The organism is Corynebacterium pilbarense, from assembly GCF_026930265.1.
Taxonomy (GTDB): domain Bacteria; phylum Actinomycetota; class Actinomycetes; order Mycobacteriales; family Mycobacteriaceae; genus Corynebacterium; species Corynebacterium pilbarense.
In genome coordinates this window covers 93,829-114,293 of sequence record NZ_JANRML010000005.1, presented here as the reverse complement: position 1 = coordinate 114,293, position 20,465 = coordinate 93,829, and the positions used below count along the sequence as shown (strand labels likewise).

The following is a 20,465-nucleotide window of genomic DNA, read 5'->3' as shown; positions in this document are numbered from 1 at the left end:
AACGCAAGTCCTGCTCGGCTAAGACGCTTGTGTCCGGTTGATTTTTCGGTAGAGGAAGTCAAGAGCTCTCCTTGCCTAACGGTGCAAAAACGGGCCTGCGTACAACTCCGCAAACTATACACCCCCGCGTGTTGCGGAAGTCGAGAGAGAAAACGCTCCCCACACCGCATCGGCTTGCAGCATTTCCACAGCAAGGACCGTGTCCGTGGCGTTAATCTGCTCCAGTTGTGTGCGCGGGGCAAACACCACTGCTCCGGCGAGTGGAGATGCGGTGGCGGACCGGAGGACGTCGATACGCTTTTTGCCTATCGACGCCTCCGGAACCACGACCGGAGCCACCCCCGACACCACAAGCGCACTGACGCGCGGGGCGGGTGCAAGTGCTGCGGCGGCCTCGTCGGGGCCGAGCGGCCGGGCGAAGGTGACCAGCGCGAAGGAGGCCTCCTCGTGGTCGAGGGTCGCGGCGGCGCGCTGGGCGTACTGCTGTGGGGCTTCCCCGTCCTCCGGGCCGAGCTGGTCGCCCTGCAGCACTGGCGGGGCGGGCGGGTTGGCCTCGCCCACCAGCCAGAATCCGGCGACCAGCGCGAGGACCACCGCGAGCGCGCGCATCTAGCCGTTCCGCACTTTATCCAGCGCGGCGCGCAGATCCTCCGGGTATTCGGAGGCGACCTCCATGTACTCGCCGGTGCGCGGGTGGGTAAAGCCCAGCTTCGTGGCGTGAAGCCACTGACGCTTCAACCCCAACTCCTTGGCCAGGTTCGGGTCCGAGCCGTACATGGGGTCGCCCACACACGGGTGCCCCAGAGACGACATGTGCACGCGGATCTGGTGGGTGCGCCCGGTTTCCAGGTGGATATCGAGCAGGCTCGCGCGGCGGAATGCCTCGATGACGCTGTAGTGCGTCACGCTCTGACGGCCGTCCTGGGTCACGGCGAACTTCCAGCCTGCCGACGGGTGGCGCGCGATCGGCGCGTCGATGGTGCCCTCGATTGGGTCCGGCAGGCCCTGGACCAGCGCGTGGTAGGTCTTGTCCACCGTGCGCTCCTTGAAGGCGCGCTTGAGCACGGAATACGCGGGCACGCTGGCCGCCACGATCATCACGCCGGAGGTGCCCACGTCTAAGCGCTGCACGATGCCTTGGCGCTCCGGGGGCCCTGCGTCCGGCAGGGTGAAGCCCATCGCCTGCAACCCGCCGACCACGTCCGGGCCCTCCCAGCCCAGCGTCGGGTGCGCTGCCACGCCCACCGGCTTGTCCACGGCGATGACGTCCGCGTCCTGGTAGAGAATCTCCAGGCCCTCCACCAGCTCGGTCACTGGCTGCGGGGCGCGCTTCGGCTCAGGCAGGGTGACTTCCAGCATCGCGCCTGCGGTGACGCGGTCGGATTTTTGGGCGGCAGCTCCGTCGACAAGCACATCGCCCTCCGCCGCCATCTCGGAGGCGACGGAGCGGGACACGCCGAAGAGCTTGGAAATCGCCGCGTCCACCCGCATGCCCTCAAGCCCCTCGGGCACGGGCAGGGCCCTGAACTCACCGCCCATCGTCGCCCCCTTTCAGCTCGCCCGTGAGCGCTGAGATGAAATACACCACCACGCCGACGGTGATCGCCGCATCGGCCAGGTTGAACACCGCGAAATTGCCCACAGAGATGTAGTCCACCACGTGCCCGAACCAGAAGCCCGGATCCCGGAACAGCCGATCGATCAGGTTGCCCAGTGCCCCGCCTGCGATCATCGCGACGCCGAGCGCCTCCCACTTCGAGGTCATGCGTGGTCCAAACCACAGCGCCCCCAGCACGAACGCCAGCTGAATCGCGGTGAACACCCACGTGAGGTTTTCCCCCATGGAAAACGCCGCGCCGGAGTTGAACAGCAGGTAGAAGCGGAACCAGTCCCCGATCACCGGCTGCGGCACGCCGGGCTCCAGCCAGTTCAGCATCAGCTGTTTGACTCCCTGATCCACCGCGCCGATAGCGAGCATGACGGCCACCACCAGTCCGAGGTATCGGGGGGTGCGTTGTGCTGTCGTGTCCTGCTTCATCGCCAAACCACTTTAGCCGGTCGCACACGGCCTGCCTGTATTCCGCTGCGCGGGCCAGGTAGCTTGAGAAGAATGTTCCGCACCCTCCGCAGTATCGCCGCCGCAGCCACCCTCACCCTCGCGCTCACCGCCTGCTCCTCCGCCGAGGACGATCCGATGGCAGGGGTGCCAGCATTTCCTCTCGACGCTCCTTCGGTCACCCTGGTCAACCCCGGCGAGAACCCGGAGGAAGTGCGCTACTCACCGGGCGAGGAGTGGGACACCGCCGTCGCAGTGTCCGCCGGCGTGGATCAGCACGTGGCCGTCCCCGGCGAAGCCGAGGTCGCGGACGCCCCCGCCGGCGGCGATGTGAACAAAACCACCTTGCCGCTGACCGCGACAGCCGGCGAGGCCCCCGCCCCGGGCGACGGCGAGGAGGACGCCGATTCCCGCATCGACTTCGTGGTCGGCTCCGGCAAGCACTCGGACTTGGACATCGGTCAGGACGTCGCCGCTTCCGAGGGGTTCCGCATGAGCTGGCGCACCGACGACACCGGCCGCATCTCCACCCTGAAACTGCTCGCTCCCGCCGACGCGCCGCAGCGCGGCCTCCAGCTTGTCGAGCCCACCCTGATCACCCTGATCAACAACTCCGTCGTCTTCCCCGACGAGCCCATCGGCCCCGGCGCGACCTGGACCGTGGAAAGCCGCGTCGCGGGAGACACCTCGATGACGCGCACCACCACCTACACCCTGCTCTCCCGCGAAGGCGACACACTGACGCTGGACACGAAAGTTGAGGAGCGCCCCCAGAACAACACCCTCACTATCGACGGCCCCGGCGAGCTCGAGGGCGAAAGCGTGCAGGTGGATTCCTCCCGCACCACCTCCGAGGGCCAGATCGTGGTGGACCTCCACCGCCCGCTGCCGGTGTCCGGCCAGACCGCCTGGACCACCCGCCTGATCTACGGCGGAGACGACAAAGCGCGGGTGGTCCAAGACATCACCCGCGCTGTGGAGTTTGGCGTTTAGAGGGCCGGCGCCTGTTCCGCCGGCGCCTGCTCTGCTGGAGCCTGCTCAGCCGGCGCTTCGGCCGGTGCCTCAGGGGCGGCCGGTGCACCGGTCTTGCACATGTCCGGCACCTGCTCCGGGGCGAGGGTGTTGCTGACCAGGAAGCAGGCCCAGCTCTGGGAGATCTTCCACTGGCCGCCTTCGTTGATGAACTCCACGTCCTCCGCCAGCTGGGACTCCGCGTTCGGGCGGGTGAAGTTCACGGTGGCCAGCACCGAGTTGGCGGTGTAGCCCGGCAGCACCGGGTCGACCACCTGGAAGTTCGCGCCGGATTCCTGCTGCGACTGCGTCATCAGGTCGAACAACTCCGGCGTGGTTTCGCCACCCTGCACGGTGTTCGCACGCTCGGCGATGGGCAGGTTCGGGTCAGCGGCGCGCTGCAGCACAGCGTTGAGCTCTTCCGCCGTCGGCATTTCGGCCACCGGCGCAGCCTCGGAGGAGGCCGCCTGGGATGCGGCGGTGGTTTCGGTCGTGTCCGAATCCTCGGAGCAGGCCGTCAAGCTCAGTGCGAGGCCAGCGACAGCTGCGGCTGCGACAAGTTTCGGTGCTTTCACGTGTTCTCCTTGCGTAGCGTAAATCTCTCGCTTCACGTTACTGCACACCCGCAACTTTCTGGCACTCTGTGTGCATGAACGTGTTAGTCATCTCAACCGGCGGCACGATCGCCTCCACCACAAACGACCGTGGCGCGCTCGTGCCCACGCTCACCGGCGACGAGCTCGTCGCCCGCTGCGGCACCACTCGCCAGGTGCGCGCCATCGATGTGGCCAGCCTCGACTCCTCGTCCATGGGCTTGGCTGAGATCGACATGCTGCGCGAAACCGTGCGCACTTCGCTTCTCGACGACTCCGCCTCCCTCGTCATCACCCACGGCACCGACTCCATGGCCGAGACCGCCCTCGCGCTGGACCTCGTCCACGCCGATCCCCGCCCCGTTGTGCTCACCGGCGCGATGCGCTCCGCCGACCACGCCTCCCCCGACGGCCCCGCCAACCTGCGCGGCGCGATCGAGGTGGCCGCCACCCGGCGCGACTGCGGCGTGCTCGTCCATTTCGCGGGCGAGACCCTCCCGGCGCGCGGGTTGATGAAGACGCAAACCACCGCCGAGCACGCCTTCACCCTCACCAGCGACACGCCCCTGCCCCGCCCCATGGCGGTGCCTGCCGCGCCGTTGGCCGGGTTGAACATCCCCATCATCCGCGCGTGGGCAGGCGCCGATGACGCCCTCATCCGCACACTCGGGCCCATCGACGGGCTCGTCTTAGAGGCCCTCGGCTCCGGCAATGTGTCTGCGTGCATGGGCAGCGCCGTCGCAAAGCTGCTGCGCCGCGGGGTGCCTGTGGTCGTCGCAACGTCGGTGCCCTACGGCGAGGTGTCGTTCGCCTACGGCGGCGCCGGCGGCGGCTCCACCCTCGGCGACCTGGGCGCGTTGCCCGCCGGCTACCTCAGCGCCGGGCAGGCCCGCATCGCGCTGGCCACCGCGCTGGCCACCGGCGTGGACCCGCGCTCACTGCTGTGAGAACCATTCCTCCCACGCCAACGAATCCAGCGGGTCAGCTTGCTGGAGCTGCGGATCATCCGCTCGAAGGCTTTTGATCCTGCCTGGCCCCGTCGCCCGCGTTTCAAACCGCACCGTCACCCACCCCTTGCCGGCCCCCTGGACCCAGCCGTGCCCGTAATCCGGGTGGTAGACGTCCTGCGTCGCGCGCCACACGCCGCGCTCCGGAGCGGTCTCCTGGTGCACCTCCGTGTCGAATTGCGTTTCGTGGTCGCTGACGCCGGTTTCATAGTCTGCCGACATCGGCGAAGGCTTCACAATCGCCTGATCCAACTCCGGAAACAGCACGTCCTGCAGCGTCTCCTCCAGGCCGGAGTACGACACACCCACCAGCCGAATCGGGCCCACCTCGTCGGGGTAGCGCACGATCCGGAACGCGGTGGCCAGCAGCGTCTCCGCGTCGTCGGTGGCGTACGGCAGCGTCGCCGAACGCGACTCGATGCGGAAGTCTGCCATCCGCAGCTTCACCGTCACGGTGCGTGCTCCGCGCCCATCCTTGCGCAGCCTGCGGTGTGATTCCGCAGCCGCTCGTTCCAACGCCGCGTCCACCTCCGGCGGGGTGGTCAAATCTTGCGGGTACGTGTGTTCCGAGGAGATCTGTTTCGACTCCGCCCTCGGCGCCACCGGCCGCTCATCCACCCCGCGCGCCAACCACCACAGCTGCCTGCCCACCGCGCCTCCGATGGCAATGTCCAGCTCTTTCTCGCTGAGGTTTGCTAGATCCCCGATCGTTTCAATCCCGGCACTAAGCAACTTCGACTCAGTCACAGGTCCCACACCCCACAACTCGCTGACCGGCATCGGGTGCAGGATCTCTAGTTGCCGGTCGTGCGGAATGACAAAGACCCCGTCCGGCTTCGCCCGGCCCGAGCCGATCTTGGCGTACTGCTTTCCTGGACCCGCGCCGATCGAACTGGGCAGGCCTGTTTCTTCCTTGATCGCCGCCCGCAGCTCGTTCGCCCATTGCTCCACGTCTTCCGGACTCGCCCCGATCAAGTTCTCCGGTTCCATGAACGCCTCGTCGATGGACAGCTGCTCCACCACGTCCACGTATCTGCCGATGATCTCGAACACCCGGCGCGACGCGACCGCGTAAACCGGCCTGCGCGGCGCCACCAGCACCGCTTTTGAACCCACCAGCCGTGCGGCCCGATGCGTCGGCATCGCCGAGTGCGCCCCGTACTTGCGCGCCTCGTAACTGGCGCCTGCGACCACGCCGCGGCCGGACACTCCCGCCACCAGCACGGGGCGCCCCTTGAGCGTTGGGCGGGTCAGCTGCTCGCACGATGCGTAGAACGCATCCATGTCGATGTGCAGCACCCAACGGTTCATGTCCACCACTGTGCACCACCGGTACCACCATGTTCCAATCCGATCACACGGCGAACGAATCTCCGGTGACATACTCCATCCGCCTCGGCAGTCCTCTGTTGCGCGAGACGAACCGGGCACCGTTTTTGAACGTGAAGAACAGGTCAGCTCCTTGGCGCTCGATGGCAATCACTCCGTGGCTCACCTGAGAGTGGCAGCTCGAGCACAGTGGGATCAGGTTGTCTAGATCAGTCATACCTCCGTGCTCCCACTCCTTTATGTGGTGCATTTCTATGAAGCGCCTATGCGAACATCCAGGCATGGCGCATTGATACCCCCAGACTGCCAACAGTGCCTGCACTTGGCCGTCGGTGGCGAACCGCCGCGAACGGCCAACGTGGATCGTCAGTCCCGTGTCATCCAGCAAGTGCAAACGCACCATCGCGTTGGCGAGGTAGCTGCGCACGTCCTCAGAACTGGCCGAGCGGTTTTCCGGCATCCAACATTGGCCAAACTGGTTGACCATGAGGTTGACCTGCACGCCTGGACTGCGAAGCGGACTCTTTGGGTTCGCGCGAACCATATCGATCATCGCCAACAACGCCCCGTAAACGTCCTGTTTTTCCGGAGGCCCGTACCGCGACACCGAACGCACGATGTCGTCCATGGTGATCTTCGTGCGCTTTCGCGGAGCGCGGTCTTGCTCTGATGGGACGGCGTCTTCGGCGGCAGCTGCGTCGTCGATAAGCTTCTGCACCTTCTCCGGATCCTGCAGATCATCTGGGTCCACATCCTCGAGACCGAAACTGGCAAGCTGGGCCACCTTTAACGCGGTCAGAAGCTTTTGGCCAGCTACCGCCGGAAGCCGCGCCTCGAAAGCAAGCATGCCGTCGTCGCACTCGCGGGCGCGCGCATACGGCTCAGTCGGGTCCTCCTCTTTGGGTCTTGCCCCGGCAAGCACAAGCTGGAGATCGGCAAACGACATGCTCAGCGCGAGTTGGACGTATTGCTCCTCGTTGCACTCCTCCAAATACTGGAGAAGGAAGCGAACCGTCGAATACGGCATCACCCCCGATTCAAATGCGTCGAACAAGAGCCTGAACTTTCTCAGCCCTCGCGCCACGCGCACGTACTCGAATGCCGTGGCCTGCGGGAGGTTGAGCTCGCTGCGCAACCACGTTGCCGTCGACTTCTCCCCGTACTGTTCCGCAAGCCCCTGCTCATCGAACTGCCCCACCGCATCGAGCATCCGCGCCCGGTGGTGGTTCGCCGACAATTGATTGCACTTGATCTGATCCTCGAGCACCTCTGCCGACAGGTCACTCGTTCGATCTTCTGTCCGTTCGTCCACCGCAATTGTCATGGTTGATCCCCTTACTCATGAGCATTGACACCTTTATAGAACGCTCGTGTGTTCGAGTCAAGGGTTTTGCGGAAAATGTCCATTGAAGTGGACAACGCATGCGGTTTCGCTTTCCCAGAAGTCGAACATAAAATCTATTCGCTATGCAGCTGCATAGTCAGCGCCCCACACAAACACCCCCAAAAAACTATGCAGCTGCATAGTGGGTGCCGACCCAGTATTGGCCAGAAAAACTATGCAGCTGCATAGTCAGCACCCCACACGAACGCCCCAAAAACTATGCCGCTGCATAGTGGGTGTCACCCCAATATTGGTTCGAAAAACTATGCAGCTGCATAGTGCGCATCATCGAACGACGGTGCGCCGCCCCCGCTGAGCAGCCAAAAAGGGGCCCCACTCTGCACGAGTGAGACCCCAGCCCGAGAGAACCTAGCTGTTCTTACGAACAGTGGCGGTCACACCATCGATGACGTCGTGACCCTCGACCGGCTCGGTGACCACGTCGAAGGATGTCGCCAGGGTTTCGGCCGCGATGTGGTCGGCGTGGGTGCGGGCCCACGCTTCCTTCTCTGCAGGCACGGCCAGCACCACAGCGATACGGTCGGAAACGTCGAAGCCCTCGCGCTTGCGGGCGTCCTGCAGCCCGCGGATCACGTCGGCAGCCCAGCCCTCAGCCTCGAGTTCCTCGGTGACCTCGGTGTCGAGGACGACCAGGCCGACGGTGCCGTCGGCGTCGACACGCGCGGTGCTCTCCGGGTTCTCCGCCACCAGACGCTCGGTGTAAAGCTCCGGGGTGAGCACGATGTCGCCGTCGACCACCACATCGTCGCCGCGGCGCTCGTAGTTGCCGGCCTTGACGTTCTTGATGGCGCGCTGCACGTCCCTACCCAGCGACGGGCCAGCCACCTTCGCGTTAACGACGACTTCGAAGGATCCGGCCGCGTCGACGTCGTCAGTCAAAGCGACGTCCTTCACGTTTACCTCGTCGCGGATGGTGGAGCGGAACGCCTCAAGCTTGGCCGAATCCGGCAGGGCGACGGTGAGCTTCGGCAGCGGCAGGCGGTTGCGCAGCTTGTTCGCCTTGCGCACTGACGACGCCGCAGAGCACACCGCACGGGTCGCATCCATGGCGGCGACCAGCTCGCCATCCGCCGGCAACTCGGAGGCCTGCGGGTAGTCCGTCAGATGCACCGAACGACCGCCGGTGAGCCCGCGCCAGATGACCTCGGAGACGTACGGCAGCAGCGGCGCCACTGCGCGGGAGACGACCTCCAGCACCGTGTAGAGCGTATTAAACGCCTCCGGGTGCGCCTCCTGGCCCTCCCAGAAACGGTCGCGGGAGCGGCGCACGTACCAGTTGGTCAGCGTGTCGGCGAAGCGACGCACCACGTCGCAGGCGTCGGCGATGCGGGTGTCGTCGAGCGCCTCGCCCACAGCTGCCACCATGTCGTGGGTCTTGGCCAGGATGTAGCGGTCGAGCACGTTATCCGAGCCCACGGACCACTGGGCATCCGACGACGAGTACAGCTGCAGGAACGTGTACGCGTTCCAGATCGGCAGCAGCGCTTGGCGCACGCCCTCGCGGATGCCCTGCTCGGTGACGATCAGGTTGCCACCTCGCAGGATCGGCGAGGACATGAGGAACCAGCGCATCGCGTCGGAGCCGTCGCGGTCGAAGACCTCCATCACGTTCGGGTAGTTGCCCTTGGACTTGGACATCTTCTGCCCGTCCGAGCCCAGCACGATGCCGTGGGCGACGACCTTCTTGTACGCCACACGGTCGAACAGTGCGGTGGACAGCACGTGCTGCACGTAGAACCAGCCGCGGGTTTGGCCGGAGTACTCCACAATGAAGTCCGCGGGCTGGCGGGTGTCGAACTCCTCACGGTTCTCAAACGGGTAGTGGTACTGCGCGAACGGCATAGAGCCGGACTCGAACCAGCAGTCCAGAACGTCCGGCACGCGGCGCATCATGGACTTGCCGGTCGGGTCGTCCGGGTTCGGGCGCACCAGCTCGTCGATGTGCGGGCGGTGCAGGGACTTCGGGCGGGTGCCGAAGTCGCGCTCCAACTCATCCAGGGAGCCGTAGACGTCCACGCGCGGGTAGTCCGGGTTGTCGGAAACCCACGCCGGCACAGGCGAACCCCAGTAGCGGGTGCGCGAGATGTTCCAGTCGCGAGCACCTTCGAGCCACTTGCCAAACTGGCCGTCGCGGATGTGCGACGGGATCCACTCGATTTCCTGGTTTAGCTCCACCATGCGGTCGCGGATGTCGGTGACCTTCACAAACCACGCCGGCAGCGCCATGTAGATCAGCGGCTCGCCGGAGCGCCAGGAGTGCGGGTAGGAGTGCACGATGGTCTGGTCGCGCACGACGCGGCCCTTGGCGCGCAGGTCGCGGATGATGTCGCGGTTCGCGTCGAAGACGAGCTTGCCCTCGTACTCCGGCACCAGCGAGGTGAACTTGCCGTCGGCGTCGACGGGGATAACCAGGTCGATGCCGTACTCCTGGCAGGTGAGCATATCGTCCTCACCGAAGGCGGGAGCCTGGTGCACAACGCCGGTGCCGTCCTCGGTGGTCACGTAGTCCGCGTTGAGGATCATGAACGCGTTGTCGTGGTCGCGGAAGTATTCGAAGACCGGCTCGTACTCCAGGCCCTCCAGTTGCGCGCCCTCAAAGGTAGCCACTACCTCGTACTCACCGAGCTCCTTCGCGTAGGCGCCCAGCAGGGTCGAGGCAAGAAGCAATTGCTTATCGACGAACCCTTCGGCCCCATCCGCACCGACCTTGACAAGCGAGTACTCCACCTCGGGGTGGACAGCCAGAGCCAGGTTGGACGGCAGGGTCCACGGGGTCGTGGTCCAGGCGATAGCTGCGGCGTCGTGAAGCTCAGGATGCTCGGCCCACGTCTTTTCCGCCGCGTAGCCTGCGCGTCCACCGGTGAACGGCAAGGTGACCGTGACGGTGGGGTCCTGGCGGTCACGGTAGGAATCGTCCAGGCGGGTCTCCTGGTTAGACAGCGGAGTGTGCTCGGCCCAGGAGTACGGCAGGACGCGGAAGCCCTGGTAGATCAGGCCCTTGTCGTAGAGCTCCTTGAACGCCCACATGACGGACTCCATGTACTCCGGGTCCATCGTCTTGTAGCCGTTTTCGAAGTCCACCCAGCGGGCCTGACGGGTGACGTAGTCCTCCCACTCGCCCGCGTAGTGCATGACGGACTTGGCGCAGTACTCGTTGAACTGCTCCAGGCCCATATCCTCGATCTGGGCCTTATCGGTGATGCCGAGCTGCTTTTCCGCCTCAAGCTCTGCGGGCAGGCCGTGGCAATCCCAGCCGAACACGCGCGGCACGTGGTAACCAGACATGGTGCGGAAACGCGGCACGATGTCCTTGACATAGCCGGTGAGGAGATGGCCGTAGTGAGGCATGCCGTTGGCGAACGGCGGGCCGTCGTTGAACACGTACTCCTCGCAGCCCTCGCGCTGCTCCAGGGACGCCTTGAACGTGCCGTCCGTGTTCCAATAATCAAGGACGACGCGTTCCATCTCCGGGAAGCGGTCGCTGCCGCCGGTCATGTCCACTTTGGGGTAAACGTTGCCAACCATGACATCACTCCTTCAGCCGTGCAGGGACGCATTGCTGCGCGGTACCACCCTGCTTGGGGCGCGCGATGCGCCCCCACTTCATTGCGGTGAAGGAAGTTACGTCTTCCGTGTGTGACGTCCGGGTCTATTAAGCACAAGCCGTTCTTCCGGATACGCTCCCCGGTGATGGCCGGATCGTTGCGTGTTACGAGTAACGCCCAGCATCCTACAGGGATGCTGAGCGTTTGTGAAGAGCCAGGAACTACTTCTCGTTCGGCGCGGTGCTGGAGCGCGACTCCAGCTCTTCCAGCTGGGATTCCAGCAGCGTCTTCAGGCGTGTGCGGTACTCGCGCTCGAAGGTGCGCAGCTCAGCGATGCGGTTCTCCAGCGCGGTCTGCTGCTGCTTCACCGTGTTCATGATCTCGGTGTGCTTGCGCTCGGCGTCAGCCTTGAGCTTGTTCGCCTGCTCCTCAGCCTGGCGGATCTGCGCCTCAGCACGGGAGTTTGCCTCGTTGGTGGTCTCCTCGGCCTTCTTCTGCGCGTCGGTGACCAGCTGCTTGGAGCGGGTCTCCGCGTCCTGCAGCTGGGTGCGGGAACGGGTCTGTGCGTCCTCGATCTGCTTCTTGGACTTGGACTCGGCCTCGGCGATCTCGCGCTCTGCAGCGGCACGAGCGTCTGCCAGCATGGAGGAAGCCTCGGCCTGCGCGTCGCTGGTCAGGCGGTCCGCCATCTCCTGCGCGAGGCCGAGCACCTTGGCCGCCTGCACGTGGGTGTCAGCGGAGACATCGCTGCGGGCCGGCTCGGACACGGCAGCGGCCGGAGCGGTCGCCTGCTTCGGAGCCTTCGCGGCCTCCTCAGCCTGCTTGCGGGCCTTGGCGGCCTCGTCCTTGGCGGAGCGGGCCTCAGCTTCAGCCTTCTCCTGCGCCTGCTTCGCGGAACGCAGCTGCGCCTCGAAGTCAGCGCGGACCTTCTGCTCCACCTCGCGGCGGATGGCAGCCTCGTCGACCTTCGCGGAATCATCGGAACGCTTCACCGGCGCTGCAGCAACTGCGTCCGTGCCGCCTTCCTCAAGACGGGAACGCAGCTCGTCGTTCTCATCCTGCAGCTGTGCAAGCGTGTCCTCGACGAGGTCGAGGAACTGGTCAACCTCGTCCTCGTTGTAGCCTCGCTTGCCAATCGGCGGCTTGCTGAAAGCGACATTGTGCACGTCAGCTGGTGTCAGCGGCATTTGCGTTCCCTTCGATAATCGTGTGAGTACTCGCTAGCGCGAAGCATTGTTTGCTGAATTGTAACGGTTTCGCTCGACGAGTGTAGCCCAGCCTAGCTGTAAAGCCGGGTTAAAGCTCAAGTAAAGCTACCGCAGTGCCGGATTAATCAGCACGGCGCCAACGAACATCTGGATGAGCATGAGGATGAAAAACAGGACAATGACACTCACATCCAGGCCCACCCCGCTACCGCCGAGCTTTAGCGGCGGGATGAGTTTGCGCAGCGCATTCACTGGCGGGTCCGTCATCCGGAAGATGGGCTCGGCCACCATGATGAACCAGTGCGGCGGGTCGAACTGCTTGGAAAACGCCTGCACCATCTCAATGATGATGCGCACGATAACCAATAGCGAGTACAGCCCCACAAGGGCGTAGATGATTGCTCCGAAAAGTGCCACGCCGAACCACCCTACCGGCTAGCGCAAGCCAGCAGCACGCTTGAGGTCGTCTTTCTCCAGGTTCGCGTTCTCCGGCACGATGGCGAACATCCGCTTGCGCGTCTCAACGCCGCGGGAGAGGTTGTGCATGCTGCCGCGCAGGGCGAAGCACAGGCCAGCGGCGAAGTCCACGATGCGCTTCGCGTCGGCGGTGTCCAGGTCGGTCAGGTCCATGACCACAGCGTCGCCGTCGCGGAACGGCTCGCCGATCTCCTTAGCGTCGTTGTAGTTGCGCGGCGCGGCGGTCACGATATGCGGAGTGGAGCGGTAGCTCGGGCGCACAGCGTCGCGGCCGTAATCGCGGGGGGCGGGGCGATCCATGCGGGATGGGCGCTCGGCGCGCGGGGTGCGGTCATACGCGGTAGAACCGGCGGTGTGTGAGTTGTACTGCGGATCGTCGTAGTACGCGTCGTCCTCGGCGTTTTCCACGGGGCCGAGGCCGAAAAAGTCTTTAGCACTGTCGAAGAAGGACATGCAGGCGGCTCCTTTTATGGGGTGATTCGCGGTGGATTTCAGACTACGGGCCGGGGCCCGAGCAGCGCTGTTCCGACACGCACGATATCGGATCCGCAGGCGATGGCGTCGGCGAAATCACCGCTCATACCTGCGGAAAGTCTCAAGTTACGGTTGAGCTTGGCGGCGTAGTCGTCCGTCAACGAGCGCGCCTGAGCAAACACCTCGCGCGGCTGCGAATCCAGCGGCGGCACGACCATGAAACCGGCCATTTCAAGGTGCTCGGACTCCTCCACAGCTTCCACGATTGCGGGCACATCGTCGAGGTGGGCGCCGCCGCGGGCAGAGTCGCCGTCGTAAGACAGCTGCACCATGCACGGCAGGATCTCGCCTGTACGGTCGCCGCGCTCGAGCGCGAGCGCCATGCCTCGCTCGAGCCCGTGGGCCAACTTGAGCGAATCCAGCGAGTGCACCTCGGAGGCCCAGCGCGCCACCGAGTTAGCCTTCTTGGATTGAATCTGGCCGATCATGGCGATGCCGCAGCGGCCTTCAAGCTCGGCTGCCTTGTCGCGGGCCTCCTGCTCGCGGTTCTCCCCCACCAGCGCAATGCCGAGCGAGGCGAGTTCTTCGATGCGCTCCACCGGGTGGAATTTCGTCACCGGCAACAACGCCACGCTGCCTTCTTCGCGGCCGGCGGCACGCTCCGCGTCGCGGATCTGTTGGCGGACAGTGTCAAGGTTTTTTGCGAGATCAGACATTAGGCATCCAAATTACGCCAGCCTGCCGCCCGGTTACACCTTCGCGGCGGTGGGAGAAGAAATCCTTGTCGGTGATGGTGTCGCGCGGGTCCGCGTCGATGTGGGTCACGCCCAGGCTGAGCAGCTGGCGAACCAGCCCGGCGCGCACGTCGATGCCAGGGGTGCCCTTCTTTGTGCGGGTGCGGGAGCCGGGCAAATGCTTCTCGACGTCTAAAGCCATCCCCTCCGGGACCTCATACGACTCCCCAGCGGCGGCCGGCCCCAGCAGTACTTGGATGCGCGAGGGCTCGGCGCCGAGTTCCACCATCGCCTCGACGGTGTTTTTCACGATCCCGTTGCGCGCGCCCATGCGCCCGGCGTGCGCCGCGCCGATGACGCCGGCGGTGTGGTCGGATAGCAAAACCGGGGTGCAATCCGCCACGAGCACGCACAGCGCCAGGTCTTTTTGCCTGGTGACAAGGGCGTCGGTGGCTTCCACGGGGGCGGCCGAAGGTCCGTCGACAAGTGTGACGGTGTTGGTGTGCAGCTGCTCCATCCACACGAAGCGCTCCTCGGGCAGGCCGAGCACTTGAGCGAGCCGGGCGCGGTTCGCTGCGACGTCAGCGGCGTCGTCGCCGACGTGGGCGCCTAGGTTGAACGAGTCGTAGGGGGCAGCAGAAACCCCGCCTGCACGGGAAGTGAACACCATGCGGACGGGGCGAGTGGAAAGATCTGGCATGTCTGCCAGCTTAACTAGCGCATGAAGTCCGGCACATCGACGTCATCGAAACCGCCGTCAAAGCCGCCGTCGCGGGGCTCGCGGGGCTCACGGTCGCGCTCGGTGAACAGGCCGCTGCGGGTGGACGGCTCGTAGCGGTGGCGCGGCTGGTACTCCTCCTTCTTGACCGGCTCGGCCTCGACGACCTTGGTGGATGTCTGCTCCGGCTGCGGCGCTTCCTGTTCCGCCGGTTCAGCCGTGCGGGCGTTGGCCTTCTCATCGAAACCGGTGGCAATGATGGTCACGCGGACCTCGTCGCCCAGGTTGTCGTCGATGATCGTGCCGAAGATGATGTTGGCGTCCTCGTCGGCCTTCTCCTCCACGATCGAGGCTGCGTTGTTGACCTCCATCAGGCCCAGGTCGGAGCCGCCGGCGACGGAGATAAGCACGCCCTTGGCGCCCTCCATGGTGGTTTCCAGCAGCGGGGAGTTGATGGCCTGCTCGGTAGCCGTCATCACGCGGTTGTCGCCGCGGGCGGAACCGACGCCCATCAGCGCGGAGCCAGCGTCGGCCATGACGGAGCGAACATCCGCGAAGTCGACGTTGATCATGCCCGGGATGGTGATGAGGTTGGTGATGCCCTGAACACCGTTGTAAAGCACCTCATCCGCCGCGCGGAAGGCCTCCATCATGGACAGCTCGGCGTCGCCCAGCTGCAGCAGACGGTCGTTCGGGATGACGATGACGGTGTCGCAGACTTCCTTGAGGTTCTCGATGCCCTCGAGCGCCTGCCGGGTGCGGCGCTTGCCTTCGAAGGTGAACGGGCGGGTGACCACGCCGATGGTCAGCGCGCCCATCTTCTTGGCAATGCCGGCTACCACCGGGGCGGCGCCGGTGCCGGTGCCGCCACCCTCGCCGGCGGTGACGAAGACCATGTCGGAGCCCTTCAGGGATTCCTCGATCTCTTGCTTGTGGTCCTCAGCGGAAGTGCGGCCTACCTCAGGGTTCGCGCCCGCGCCGAGGCCGCGGGTGGCCTCGCGCCCAATGTCGAGCTTCGTGTCGGCATCGGTGAACAGCAGTGCCTGGGAGTCCGTGTTGATGGCAACGAACTCAACGCCCTTCAGGCCTTCCTCGATCATGCGGTTGACGGCGTTGACGCCGCCGCCGCCGACACCGACGACGCGGATCATGGCGAGGTAGTTGGCGGGAGAGGTCATAGTGGTGGTCTCGCCTTTCACAAGTTGGTGTTTTTGAAGTTGCTTCCCATCTTGTGCGAAAGTGCGCGGTTTTTTGTTTTCTAGGTCGGCGTGTCACAACCCTAAACCTGTACTTTAGGGTTGTGACCTGCGGTTTTAGCGCGACGTGACCAGTTCCGGGTTGGAAATGTTGAATGTTTTTCCGTCCAGCTGCAGCACCGTCTCAAGCGCAAGCGCCTTGTTCCGGTTGTCCTCGGACGCACCCCACGTAACTGTCCTGTCGCCGTCGAGCTTGAGCACGAAACTGTGGTCCCCGTCGCGGGTCAGCTCGCGGACCTGTGGGCGGGCCACGTCCGTGATCGCGGAGGCGACCTCCACCGCCTTGGGCAGCTGCTCTTCGCTGATGCCGACGAGCTGCACTGCCCCGACCGGCGGCTGGGCCACGACGAAATCCTTGCCCTCGCTGTTGATCAGGTGCGGCTCTCCGCCCTGGTCGATCCAGGCCACCGGGGTGTGCTCCACCACCGTGACATTTACCGCGTTGGGCCAGTTGCGCTTCACCGTCACCGAGTCCACCCACGGGTTGGCGGCCACGTCCTGAGCGGCCCTGCGCACATCCACCCGCCCCATCGGGGTGCCCGGCTCCACGCCGGAAAGCGACGTCACCTCCTCGGCAGGCAGGTTCACCGCCCCCTCGACGTTGACGTCGTCGACGGGCATGGCCGGGGTAAACGGCAGCGCCGCCACAACCGCGAGCACAAGTGCGACGCAGCCGGCGACAATCGCGATGGCGCGGCGCGACATCCTACGCCTCCTGCAGGGCGGCGAGGATCTCGTCCGCAAGCATGGTCACGCTGCCCGCCCCCATGGTCAGCACCAGGTCGCCGGGTTTTACTAGCGACGCCACAGTCGCGGGCGCCACCGAGAAGTCCGGCTCCAGATGCACCGGCACGGTCATCTTCTCGGCGATGATCCGGGAGGTCACGCCCTCCACCGGTGTTTCACGGGCGGCGAAAATGTCCAGCAGCACGCATTCGTCGCTCAACGAAAGTGCTTCGGCGAACTCTTCGGCGAATTCCTGGGTGCGCGAGTACAGGTGGGGCTGGAAGCAGACCACCACGCGGGCGCCGCTGCCCTCGGCCTCAACCTTGTCGCGCGCGGCGGTGAGCACGGCGTCGACTTCCGTCGGGTGGTGCGCGTAGTCGTCGTAGACGCGGGTTCCGCCCACCTCGCCTTTGAACTCGAAACGGCGGCGCACGCCTGTGAACTCGCTCAGCCCTTGGGCGAGTTTCTCCGGGTCGGCGCCCACGAGCGCGCCCGCAAGCAGGGCGGCGGCGGAGTTGAGCACCATGTGGCGGCCCGGAATCGCCAGCGTGTACATCACGTCGCCGGAGATGTGGTCGGTGCGAAGCTGCGCCTCGACCACGGTGTGCTCGCCCTCCTGGCGCTCGTTGGTGACCACGGCGCCTGCCTGGATCTTCGGGTGGCGTGCGGCTGCCTCCGCGGTGCCGTATCCGGTAACCGTCAGCCCGCGCTCTAGGGCGCGTTCGCCGCAGGCGGCTGCGTTGTCGTCGTCAAGGCAGACAACCACGTGCTTGGCAATGTCCGCGAAGTCATCGAAAACCTGGAAGTACTTCTCGCGGGTGCCGTAGAAATCCAGGTGGTCCGGTTCAATGTTGGTGATCACCGCGACGTCCGGTGAGTAGCGCAGCAGCGAGGCGTCGGACTCGTCGGCCTCCGCCACGAACACGTTGCCGTGGCCGTGGTGCGCATTGGTGCCGGCCCGGTTGAGCTGGCCGCCGATGGCGAACGAGGGGTCCTCCCCCGCCGCCTGCAGCGCCACCACCGCCATCGAAGTCGTGGACGTCTTGCCGTGCGTGCCTGCGAGCAGCAGCTGGGTCGATCCCTCCATCAGCTCCGCGAGCAGGTCGGAGCGGCGCAGCAGCGGAATGCCTTCACGCTTGGCGCGCACCAGCTCCGGGTTGTCCTGCGGGATGGCGGCGAAGCTGGTCACCACTGCGGTGGGCAACTCGCCGGACAGCTCGAGGTTCGCCTCTTCGTGGCCGAGCGCGACCTTGGCGCCCTTGGCTTTCAGCGCGCGCACCGGGCGGGAGTCCTTGGCGTCGGAACCGGTCACGGTGGCGCCGCGGTCTAACAGGATGTGCGCCACGCCGGACATGCCGGACCCGCCGATGCCGATGAGGTGGACGCGGGAGAGATCTGTCATTTTGTGTCCTTTCCAGCAGCCGCGGCGATGCGCGCGGCAAGGTCCTCGGCAACACTGCCAGCTCCTGAATCCTTAAGCGCCGCGCGCATCGTCGCGCGTGCCTCTGGCGAAACCAGGGGCAGCAGCTTATCGACGAGCACGTCGCCGCTCAGCACCGCATCGTCGATACGCAGGGCCGCCCCGGCGTCGACGAGGTGGGCGGAGTTGAGCCCCTGCTCGCCGTTGCCGTGTGGCAGAGGGATGTAAATGGCGGGGATGCCGGCGGCGGAGTTTTCCGCGACCGTCATCGCGCCGGAGCGGCACACAACCACGTCGGCGACGGCGTAGGCAGCCTCCATGTCGTCGATGTAGGGCACGGCCGTGTAGTGGTCGTGTGCTGCGGGCGCGTCGTTTTTGCGGCCGTAGGCGTGCAGGATCTGAAACCCGGCGCCGGTGAGCCGCTCGACGGCCTCTGCCAGTGCAGCGTTAATGCTCACTGCGCCTTGGGAGCCGCCAGTGACCAGAATGGTCGGCCGGCCCTCCTGAAGGTTCCACGTGCGCAGGCCCAGCTCGCGCTTCGCGCCGTCCGGGTCCACGCCCACGCCGGGGCGCACCGGCACGCCGACGACCTCGCCGTCCATGCCGGAATTCGGCACCGCGTTGAACCCGGTGCCGCCAATTTTGACGCCCAACTTGTTGGCCATGCCGGCCAGCGCGTTGGTCTCCAGCACGAAAAACGGCAGGCCCAGCTGCTTCGCGGCCAGGTACGCCGGGCCGGAAACGTAGCCGCCGGTGCCGAAGACGACGGCAGCACCGCAGCGCTTCATCGCCTGCTTGGCTTGGCGCACGCTGCGCGCCAGCCTGAACGGCACGGATGCAAGCTTCCACGGCTTTTTGCGCGGGATCGGCACCGGGTCGATCAGGGAGAGCTCGAATCCGCGGGCCGGCACGATGGTGGTTTCAAGGCCGCGTTCGGTGCCGAGGGCGACAACGTTGGCCCCGTAGGCGTCGCGAAGCACCTCGGCGACTGCAAGGGCGGGCTCGATGTGGCCCGCGGTGCCGCCGCCTGCGATGACGACGCTGAAGTTCTGGGAAGTCATGGCTCTCCTAACGACGCGGGGTCCGGCGGTGCGGGGGCCTATGGTAAGCCGCGGCGACCGGCTGGGTCACCGGCGTGCCGTAGCGCTCGCGGCGCGGCGCGGCGGCTGGCGCCTGGCGTCGCTGTTTGAGCGCGCGAGGCTCGGCGATGAAGAAGATGCGGTCGAACACGGGGCGGCCGTAGTTCTGCATGGACGAGATCGCGTCCGGCTCGTGGCGCGCCACGGACGCCAGCACACCCATCGCGCCGAGGGTGAACACAGCCGAGGAACCGCCGGCGGACAGCATGGGCAACTGGATGCCGGTGACCGGCAGAAGGCCCACGACGTAGCCCATGTTGATGAATGCCTGGGAGACCACCGCTGCGGTCAGCGAGGCGGCCATGAGCGTCTGGTACTGGGTCTGTGCACGCAGCGCTGTGCGCATGCCGAAGAAGCCGAGTAGCGCAAACAATGCGATCACCAGGGCGCCGCCCCACAGGCCGAGTTCTTCGCCGATGACGGCGAAGATGAAGTCGTTGCGCGCCTCTGGCAGGTAGAACCACTTCGCGCGGGACTGGCCCAGACCGACGCCGAAGATGTGCCCGTCCGCCAGAGAGAGGAAGCCCTGGTGGGACTGGAACGCGACACCTCGGGTGTCGTCGAAGTGGCCGTGCAGCGCGTCGAAGTAGACGTGGAAGCGGTCGGAGCGGAAGCTACCTGAGAGGAAGATCACCACCAGCGCCACAACGCCCGAGGCGGCCACCACGCCGACGGCCTTCAGGGACACACCCGCAAACAGCAGGATGAACGCCACCACGATAGCGAAAGACAGCGCCATGCCCATATCGCCCTGCATGGCAATCAGCAGCACGCAGAGCAGGGAAACAGAGATAAACGCGGCAAACCCGTTGTCTGGGACGAACAGGCGGCGCGGGTCCTTGTTCGACAGAATCTTCGCACCCCACATGGCGATGGCCACGCGGGCAAACTCGGACGGCTGCAGTCGCAGCGGGCCGACGACCAGCCAGGACTGCGAGCCCACCTCGGCGCGGCCGGTGCCCAGCGGCGTGAGCACGGCGATGAGCAGCAGGACAGCGATGACCATCAACCAATTGCTCAGACCCCGGAGCCGCTCGGGCGGGGTCTTCAGCGCCGCCCAGAAAGCGATCAGACCGAGGATGACCATCGCGAACTGCCGCACGGCCAACGCCCACACGCTGGCGCTGGAGGCGAACGAGGTCGCCATGGACGAGCTCATCACCATGACCACGCCGAGGCCGGCGAGGAAGAGCACGATGCTGCGGATCATGGTGTAGTCGATCAACGGCCGGGAATCGAGCGCCTCCTGAATGCGCCTGACCCCTGCGCTGAGCTTCGATGGGGCGTCCGGCTGTGGTGCGCGTTGCCGGGGTGCGCGTTGAACCGTCATGCTGCCCTTTCGATTGGAACCGCGGAAGAAAACCTCA

At 65.6% G+C, this 20,465-nt stretch carries 19 protein-coding genes; 2 read left to right on the top strand and 17 right to left on the bottom strand.

The window, feature by feature from the left end; genetic code table 11:
* Positions 1-114: 114 nt before the first annotated feature.
* From NUW87_RS05800 to lspA, 3 genes are read right to left on the bottom strand one after another with little or no spacing between them, the layout of a single operon-like run.
* Positions 115-609, bottom strand: coding sequence for a hypothetical protein (locus NUW87_RS05800; RefSeq protein ID WP_269027658.1), 495 nt, complete (start codon positions 607-609; stop codon positions 115-117).
* Entirely contained in the window at positions 610-1,539 is a 930-nt protein-coding gene (locus NUW87_RS05795; protein WP_269027657.1) for an RluA family pseudouridine synthase, read from the bottom strand.
* Entirely contained in the window at positions 1,529-2,038 is a 510-nt protein-coding gene (gene lspA / locus NUW87_RS05790) for a signal peptidase II (protein ID WP_269027656.1), read from the bottom strand. The genes NUW87_RS05795 and lspA overlap by 11 nt, the downstream gene beginning before the upstream one ends.
* A 72-nt stretch (positions 2,039-2,110) precedes the next feature.
* On the opposite strand from lspA, the gene NUW87_RS05785 reads away from it, so the two are divergent.
* Positions 2,111-3,049 carry a DUF6263 family protein gene (locus NUW87_RS05785; protein ID WP_269027655.1) on the top strand — a complete coding sequence of 313 codons (939 nt, stop codon included), beginning with the start codon at positions 2,111-2,113 and terminating at the stop codon, positions 3,047-3,049.
* Here NUW87_RS05785 and NUW87_RS05780 read toward each other — a convergent pair.
* Positions 3,046-3,642 carry a WKL family lipoprotein gene (locus NUW87_RS05780; RefSeq protein ID WP_269027654.1) on the bottom strand — a complete coding sequence of 199 codons (597 nt, stop codon included), beginning with the start codon at positions 3,640-3,642 and terminating at the stop codon, positions 3,046-3,048. The two genes, NUW87_RS05785 and NUW87_RS05780, sit on opposite strands and share 4 nt — an antisense overlap.
* 74 nt (positions 3,643-3,716) lie before the next feature.
* Here NUW87_RS05780 and NUW87_RS05775 point away from each other — a divergent pair, with 74 nt between their 5' ends.
* A complete protein-coding gene (locus NUW87_RS05775) occupies positions 3,717-4,607 on the top strand; it encodes an asparaginase (protein ID WP_269027653.1) in 891 nt (296 codons plus the stop codon).
* Here the strand turns inward: NUW87_RS05775 and NUW87_RS05770 are convergent.
* From NUW87_RS05770 to NUW87_RS05710, 13 genes are all read right to left on the bottom strand, one after another.
* Positions 4,596-5,978, bottom strand: a complete 1,383-nt coding sequence (locus tag NUW87_RS05770; RefSeq protein ID WP_269027652.1) for a DNA polymerase IV — start codon at positions 5,976-5,978, stop codon at positions 4,596-4,598. The two genes, NUW87_RS05775 and NUW87_RS05770, sit on opposite strands and share 12 nt — an antisense overlap.
* A gap of 43 nt (positions 5,979-6,021) precedes the next feature.
* Positions 6,022-7,320 carry an HNH endonuclease signature motif containing protein gene (locus NUW87_RS05765; protein ID WP_070844751.1) on the bottom strand — a complete coding sequence of 433 codons (1,299 nt, stop codon included), beginning with the start codon at positions 7,318-7,320 and terminating at the stop codon, positions 6,022-6,024.
* Between the two features lie 429 nt (positions 7,321-7,749).
* Positions 7,750-10,926 carry an isoleucine--tRNA ligase gene (gene ileS / locus NUW87_RS05760; RefSeq protein ID WP_269027651.1) on the bottom strand — a complete coding sequence of 1,059 codons (3,177 nt, stop codon included), beginning with the start codon at positions 10,924-10,926 and terminating at the stop codon, positions 7,750-7,752.
* A 241-nt stretch (positions 10,927-11,167) separates the two neighbouring features.
* Positions 11,168-12,133, bottom strand: coding sequence for a DivIVA domain-containing protein (locus NUW87_RS05755; RefSeq protein WP_070844749.1), 966 nt, complete (start codon positions 12,131-12,133; stop codon positions 11,168-11,170).
* A 126-nt stretch (positions 12,134-12,259) separates the two neighbouring features.
* Positions 12,260-12,571, bottom strand: coding sequence for a YggT family protein (locus tag NUW87_RS05750; protein WP_239217235.1), 312 nt, complete (start codon positions 12,569-12,571; stop codon positions 12,260-12,262).
* Positions 12,572-12,589: 18 nt separating this feature from the next.
* Positions 12,590-13,084 (bottom strand): cell division protein SepF, encoded by a 495-nt coding sequence (locus tag NUW87_RS05745; RefSeq protein ID WP_239217236.1) that lies wholly within the window; start codon positions 13,082-13,084, stop codon positions 12,590-12,592.
* Between the two features lie 38 nt (positions 13,085-13,122).
* Positions 13,123-13,821, bottom strand: coding sequence for a YggS family pyridoxal phosphate-dependent enzyme (locus NUW87_RS05740; RefSeq protein ID WP_269027650.1), 699 nt, complete (start codon positions 13,819-13,821; stop codon positions 13,123-13,125).
* Complete coding sequence (gene pgeF, locus NUW87_RS05735) at positions 13,814-14,539, bottom strand: peptidoglycan editing factor PgeF (RefSeq protein WP_269027649.1); 726 nt, start codon at positions 14,537-14,539, stop codon at positions 13,814-13,816. The genes NUW87_RS05740 and pgeF overlap by 8 nt, the downstream gene beginning before the upstream one ends.
* Before the next feature lie 14 nt (positions 14,540-14,553).
* Entirely contained in the window at positions 14,554-15,735 is a 1,182-nt protein-coding gene (gene ftsZ / locus NUW87_RS05730; protein WP_269027648.1) for a cell division protein FtsZ, read from the bottom strand.
* 135 nt (positions 15,736-15,870) lie between these two features.
* Complete coding sequence (locus tag NUW87_RS05725; protein WP_239217240.1) at positions 15,871-16,518, bottom strand: cell division protein FtsQ/DivIB; 648 nt, start codon at positions 16,516-16,518, stop codon at positions 15,871-15,873.
* 1 nt (position 16,519) lies between these two features.
* Positions 16,520-17,941, bottom strand: coding sequence for a UDP-N-acetylmuramate--L-alanine ligase (gene murC / locus NUW87_RS05720; RefSeq protein WP_239217241.1), 1,422 nt, complete (start codon positions 17,939-17,941; stop codon positions 16,520-16,522).
* Positions 17,938-19,020, bottom strand: a complete 1,083-nt coding sequence (gene murG / locus NUW87_RS05715) for an undecaprenyldiphospho-muramoylpentapeptide beta-N-acetylglucosaminyltransferase (RefSeq protein WP_269027647.1) — start codon at positions 19,018-19,020, stop codon at positions 17,938-17,940. Before murG ends, murC begins: the two co-directional genes overlap by 4 nt.
* Before the next feature lie 7 nt (positions 19,021-19,027).
* The gene (locus tag NUW87_RS05710) at positions 19,028-20,428 is read right to left on the bottom strand and encodes an FtsW/RodA/SpoVE family cell cycle protein (RefSeq protein WP_269027646.1); all 1,401 of its coding nucleotides are present in this window, start codon (positions 20,426-20,428) and stop codon (positions 19,028-19,030) included.
* Positions 20,429-20,465 lie beyond the last annotated feature (37 nt).

Bases quoted from the DNA above. Each gene is read 5' to 3' on its own strand.
- pgeF (WP_269027649.1), bottom strand. From the start codon at position 14,539: ATGCCAGATCTTTCCACTCGCCCCGTCCGCATGGTGTTCACTTCCCGT.
- NUW87_RS05710 (WP_269027646.1), bottom strand. From the start codon at position 20,428: ATGACGGTTCAACGCGCACCCCGGCAACGCGCACCACAGCCGGACGCC.
- murG (WP_269027647.1), bottom strand. From the start codon at position 19,020: ATGACTTCCCAGAACTTCAGCGTCGTCATCGCAGGCGGCGGCACCGCG.
- NUW87_RS05755 (WP_070844749.1), bottom strand. From the start codon at position 12,133: ATGCCGCTGACACCAGCTGACGTGCACAATGTCGCTTTCAGCAAGCCG.
- ftsZ (WP_269027648.1), bottom strand. From the start codon at position 15,735: ATGACCTCTCCCGCCAACTACCTCGCCATGATCCGCGTCGTCGGTGTC.
- NUW87_RS05795 (WP_269027657.1), bottom strand. From the start codon at position 1,539: ATGGGCGGTGAGTTCAGGGCCCTGCCCGTGCCCGAGGGGCTTGAGGGC.
- NUW87_RS05745 (WP_239217236.1), bottom strand. From the start codon at position 13,084: ATGTCCTTCTTCGACAGTGCTAAAGACTTTTTCGGCCTCGGCCCCGTG.
- ileS (WP_269027651.1), bottom strand. From the start codon at position 10,926: ATGGTTGGCAACGTTTACCCCAAAGTGGACATGACCGGCGGCAGCGAC.
- lspA (WP_269027656.1), bottom strand. From the start codon at position 2,038: ATGAAGCAGGACACGACAGCACAACGCACCCCCCGATACCTCGGACTG.
- murC (WP_239217241.1), bottom strand. From the start codon at position 17,941: ATGACAGATCTCTCCCGCGTCCACCTCATCGGCATCGGCGGGTCCGGC.
- NUW87_RS05765 (WP_070844751.1), bottom strand. From the start codon at position 7,320: ATGACAATTGCGGTGGACGAACGGACAGAAGATCGAACGAGTGACCTG.
- NUW87_RS05775 (WP_269027653.1), top strand. From the start codon at position 3,717: ATGAACGTGTTAGTCATCTCAACCGGCGGCACGATCGCCTCCACCACA.
- NUW87_RS05785 (WP_269027655.1), top strand. From the start codon at position 2,111: ATGTTCCGCACCCTCCGCAGTATCGCCGCCGCAGCCACCCTCACCCTC.
- NUW87_RS05740 (WP_269027650.1), bottom strand. From the start codon at position 13,821: ATGTCTGATCTCGCAAAAAACCTTGACACTGTCCGCCAACAGATCCGC.
- NUW87_RS05800 (WP_269027658.1), bottom strand. From the start codon at position 609: ATGCGCGCGCTCGCGGTGGTCCTCGCGCTGGTCGCCGGATTCTGGCTG.
- NUW87_RS05725 (WP_239217240.1), bottom strand. From the start codon at position 16,518: ATGTCGCGCCGCGCCATCGCGATTGTCGCCGGCTGCGTCGCACTTGTG.
- NUW87_RS05770 (WP_269027652.1), bottom strand. From the start codon at position 5,978: ATGAACCGTTGGGTGCTGCACATCGACATGGATGCGTTCTACGCATCG.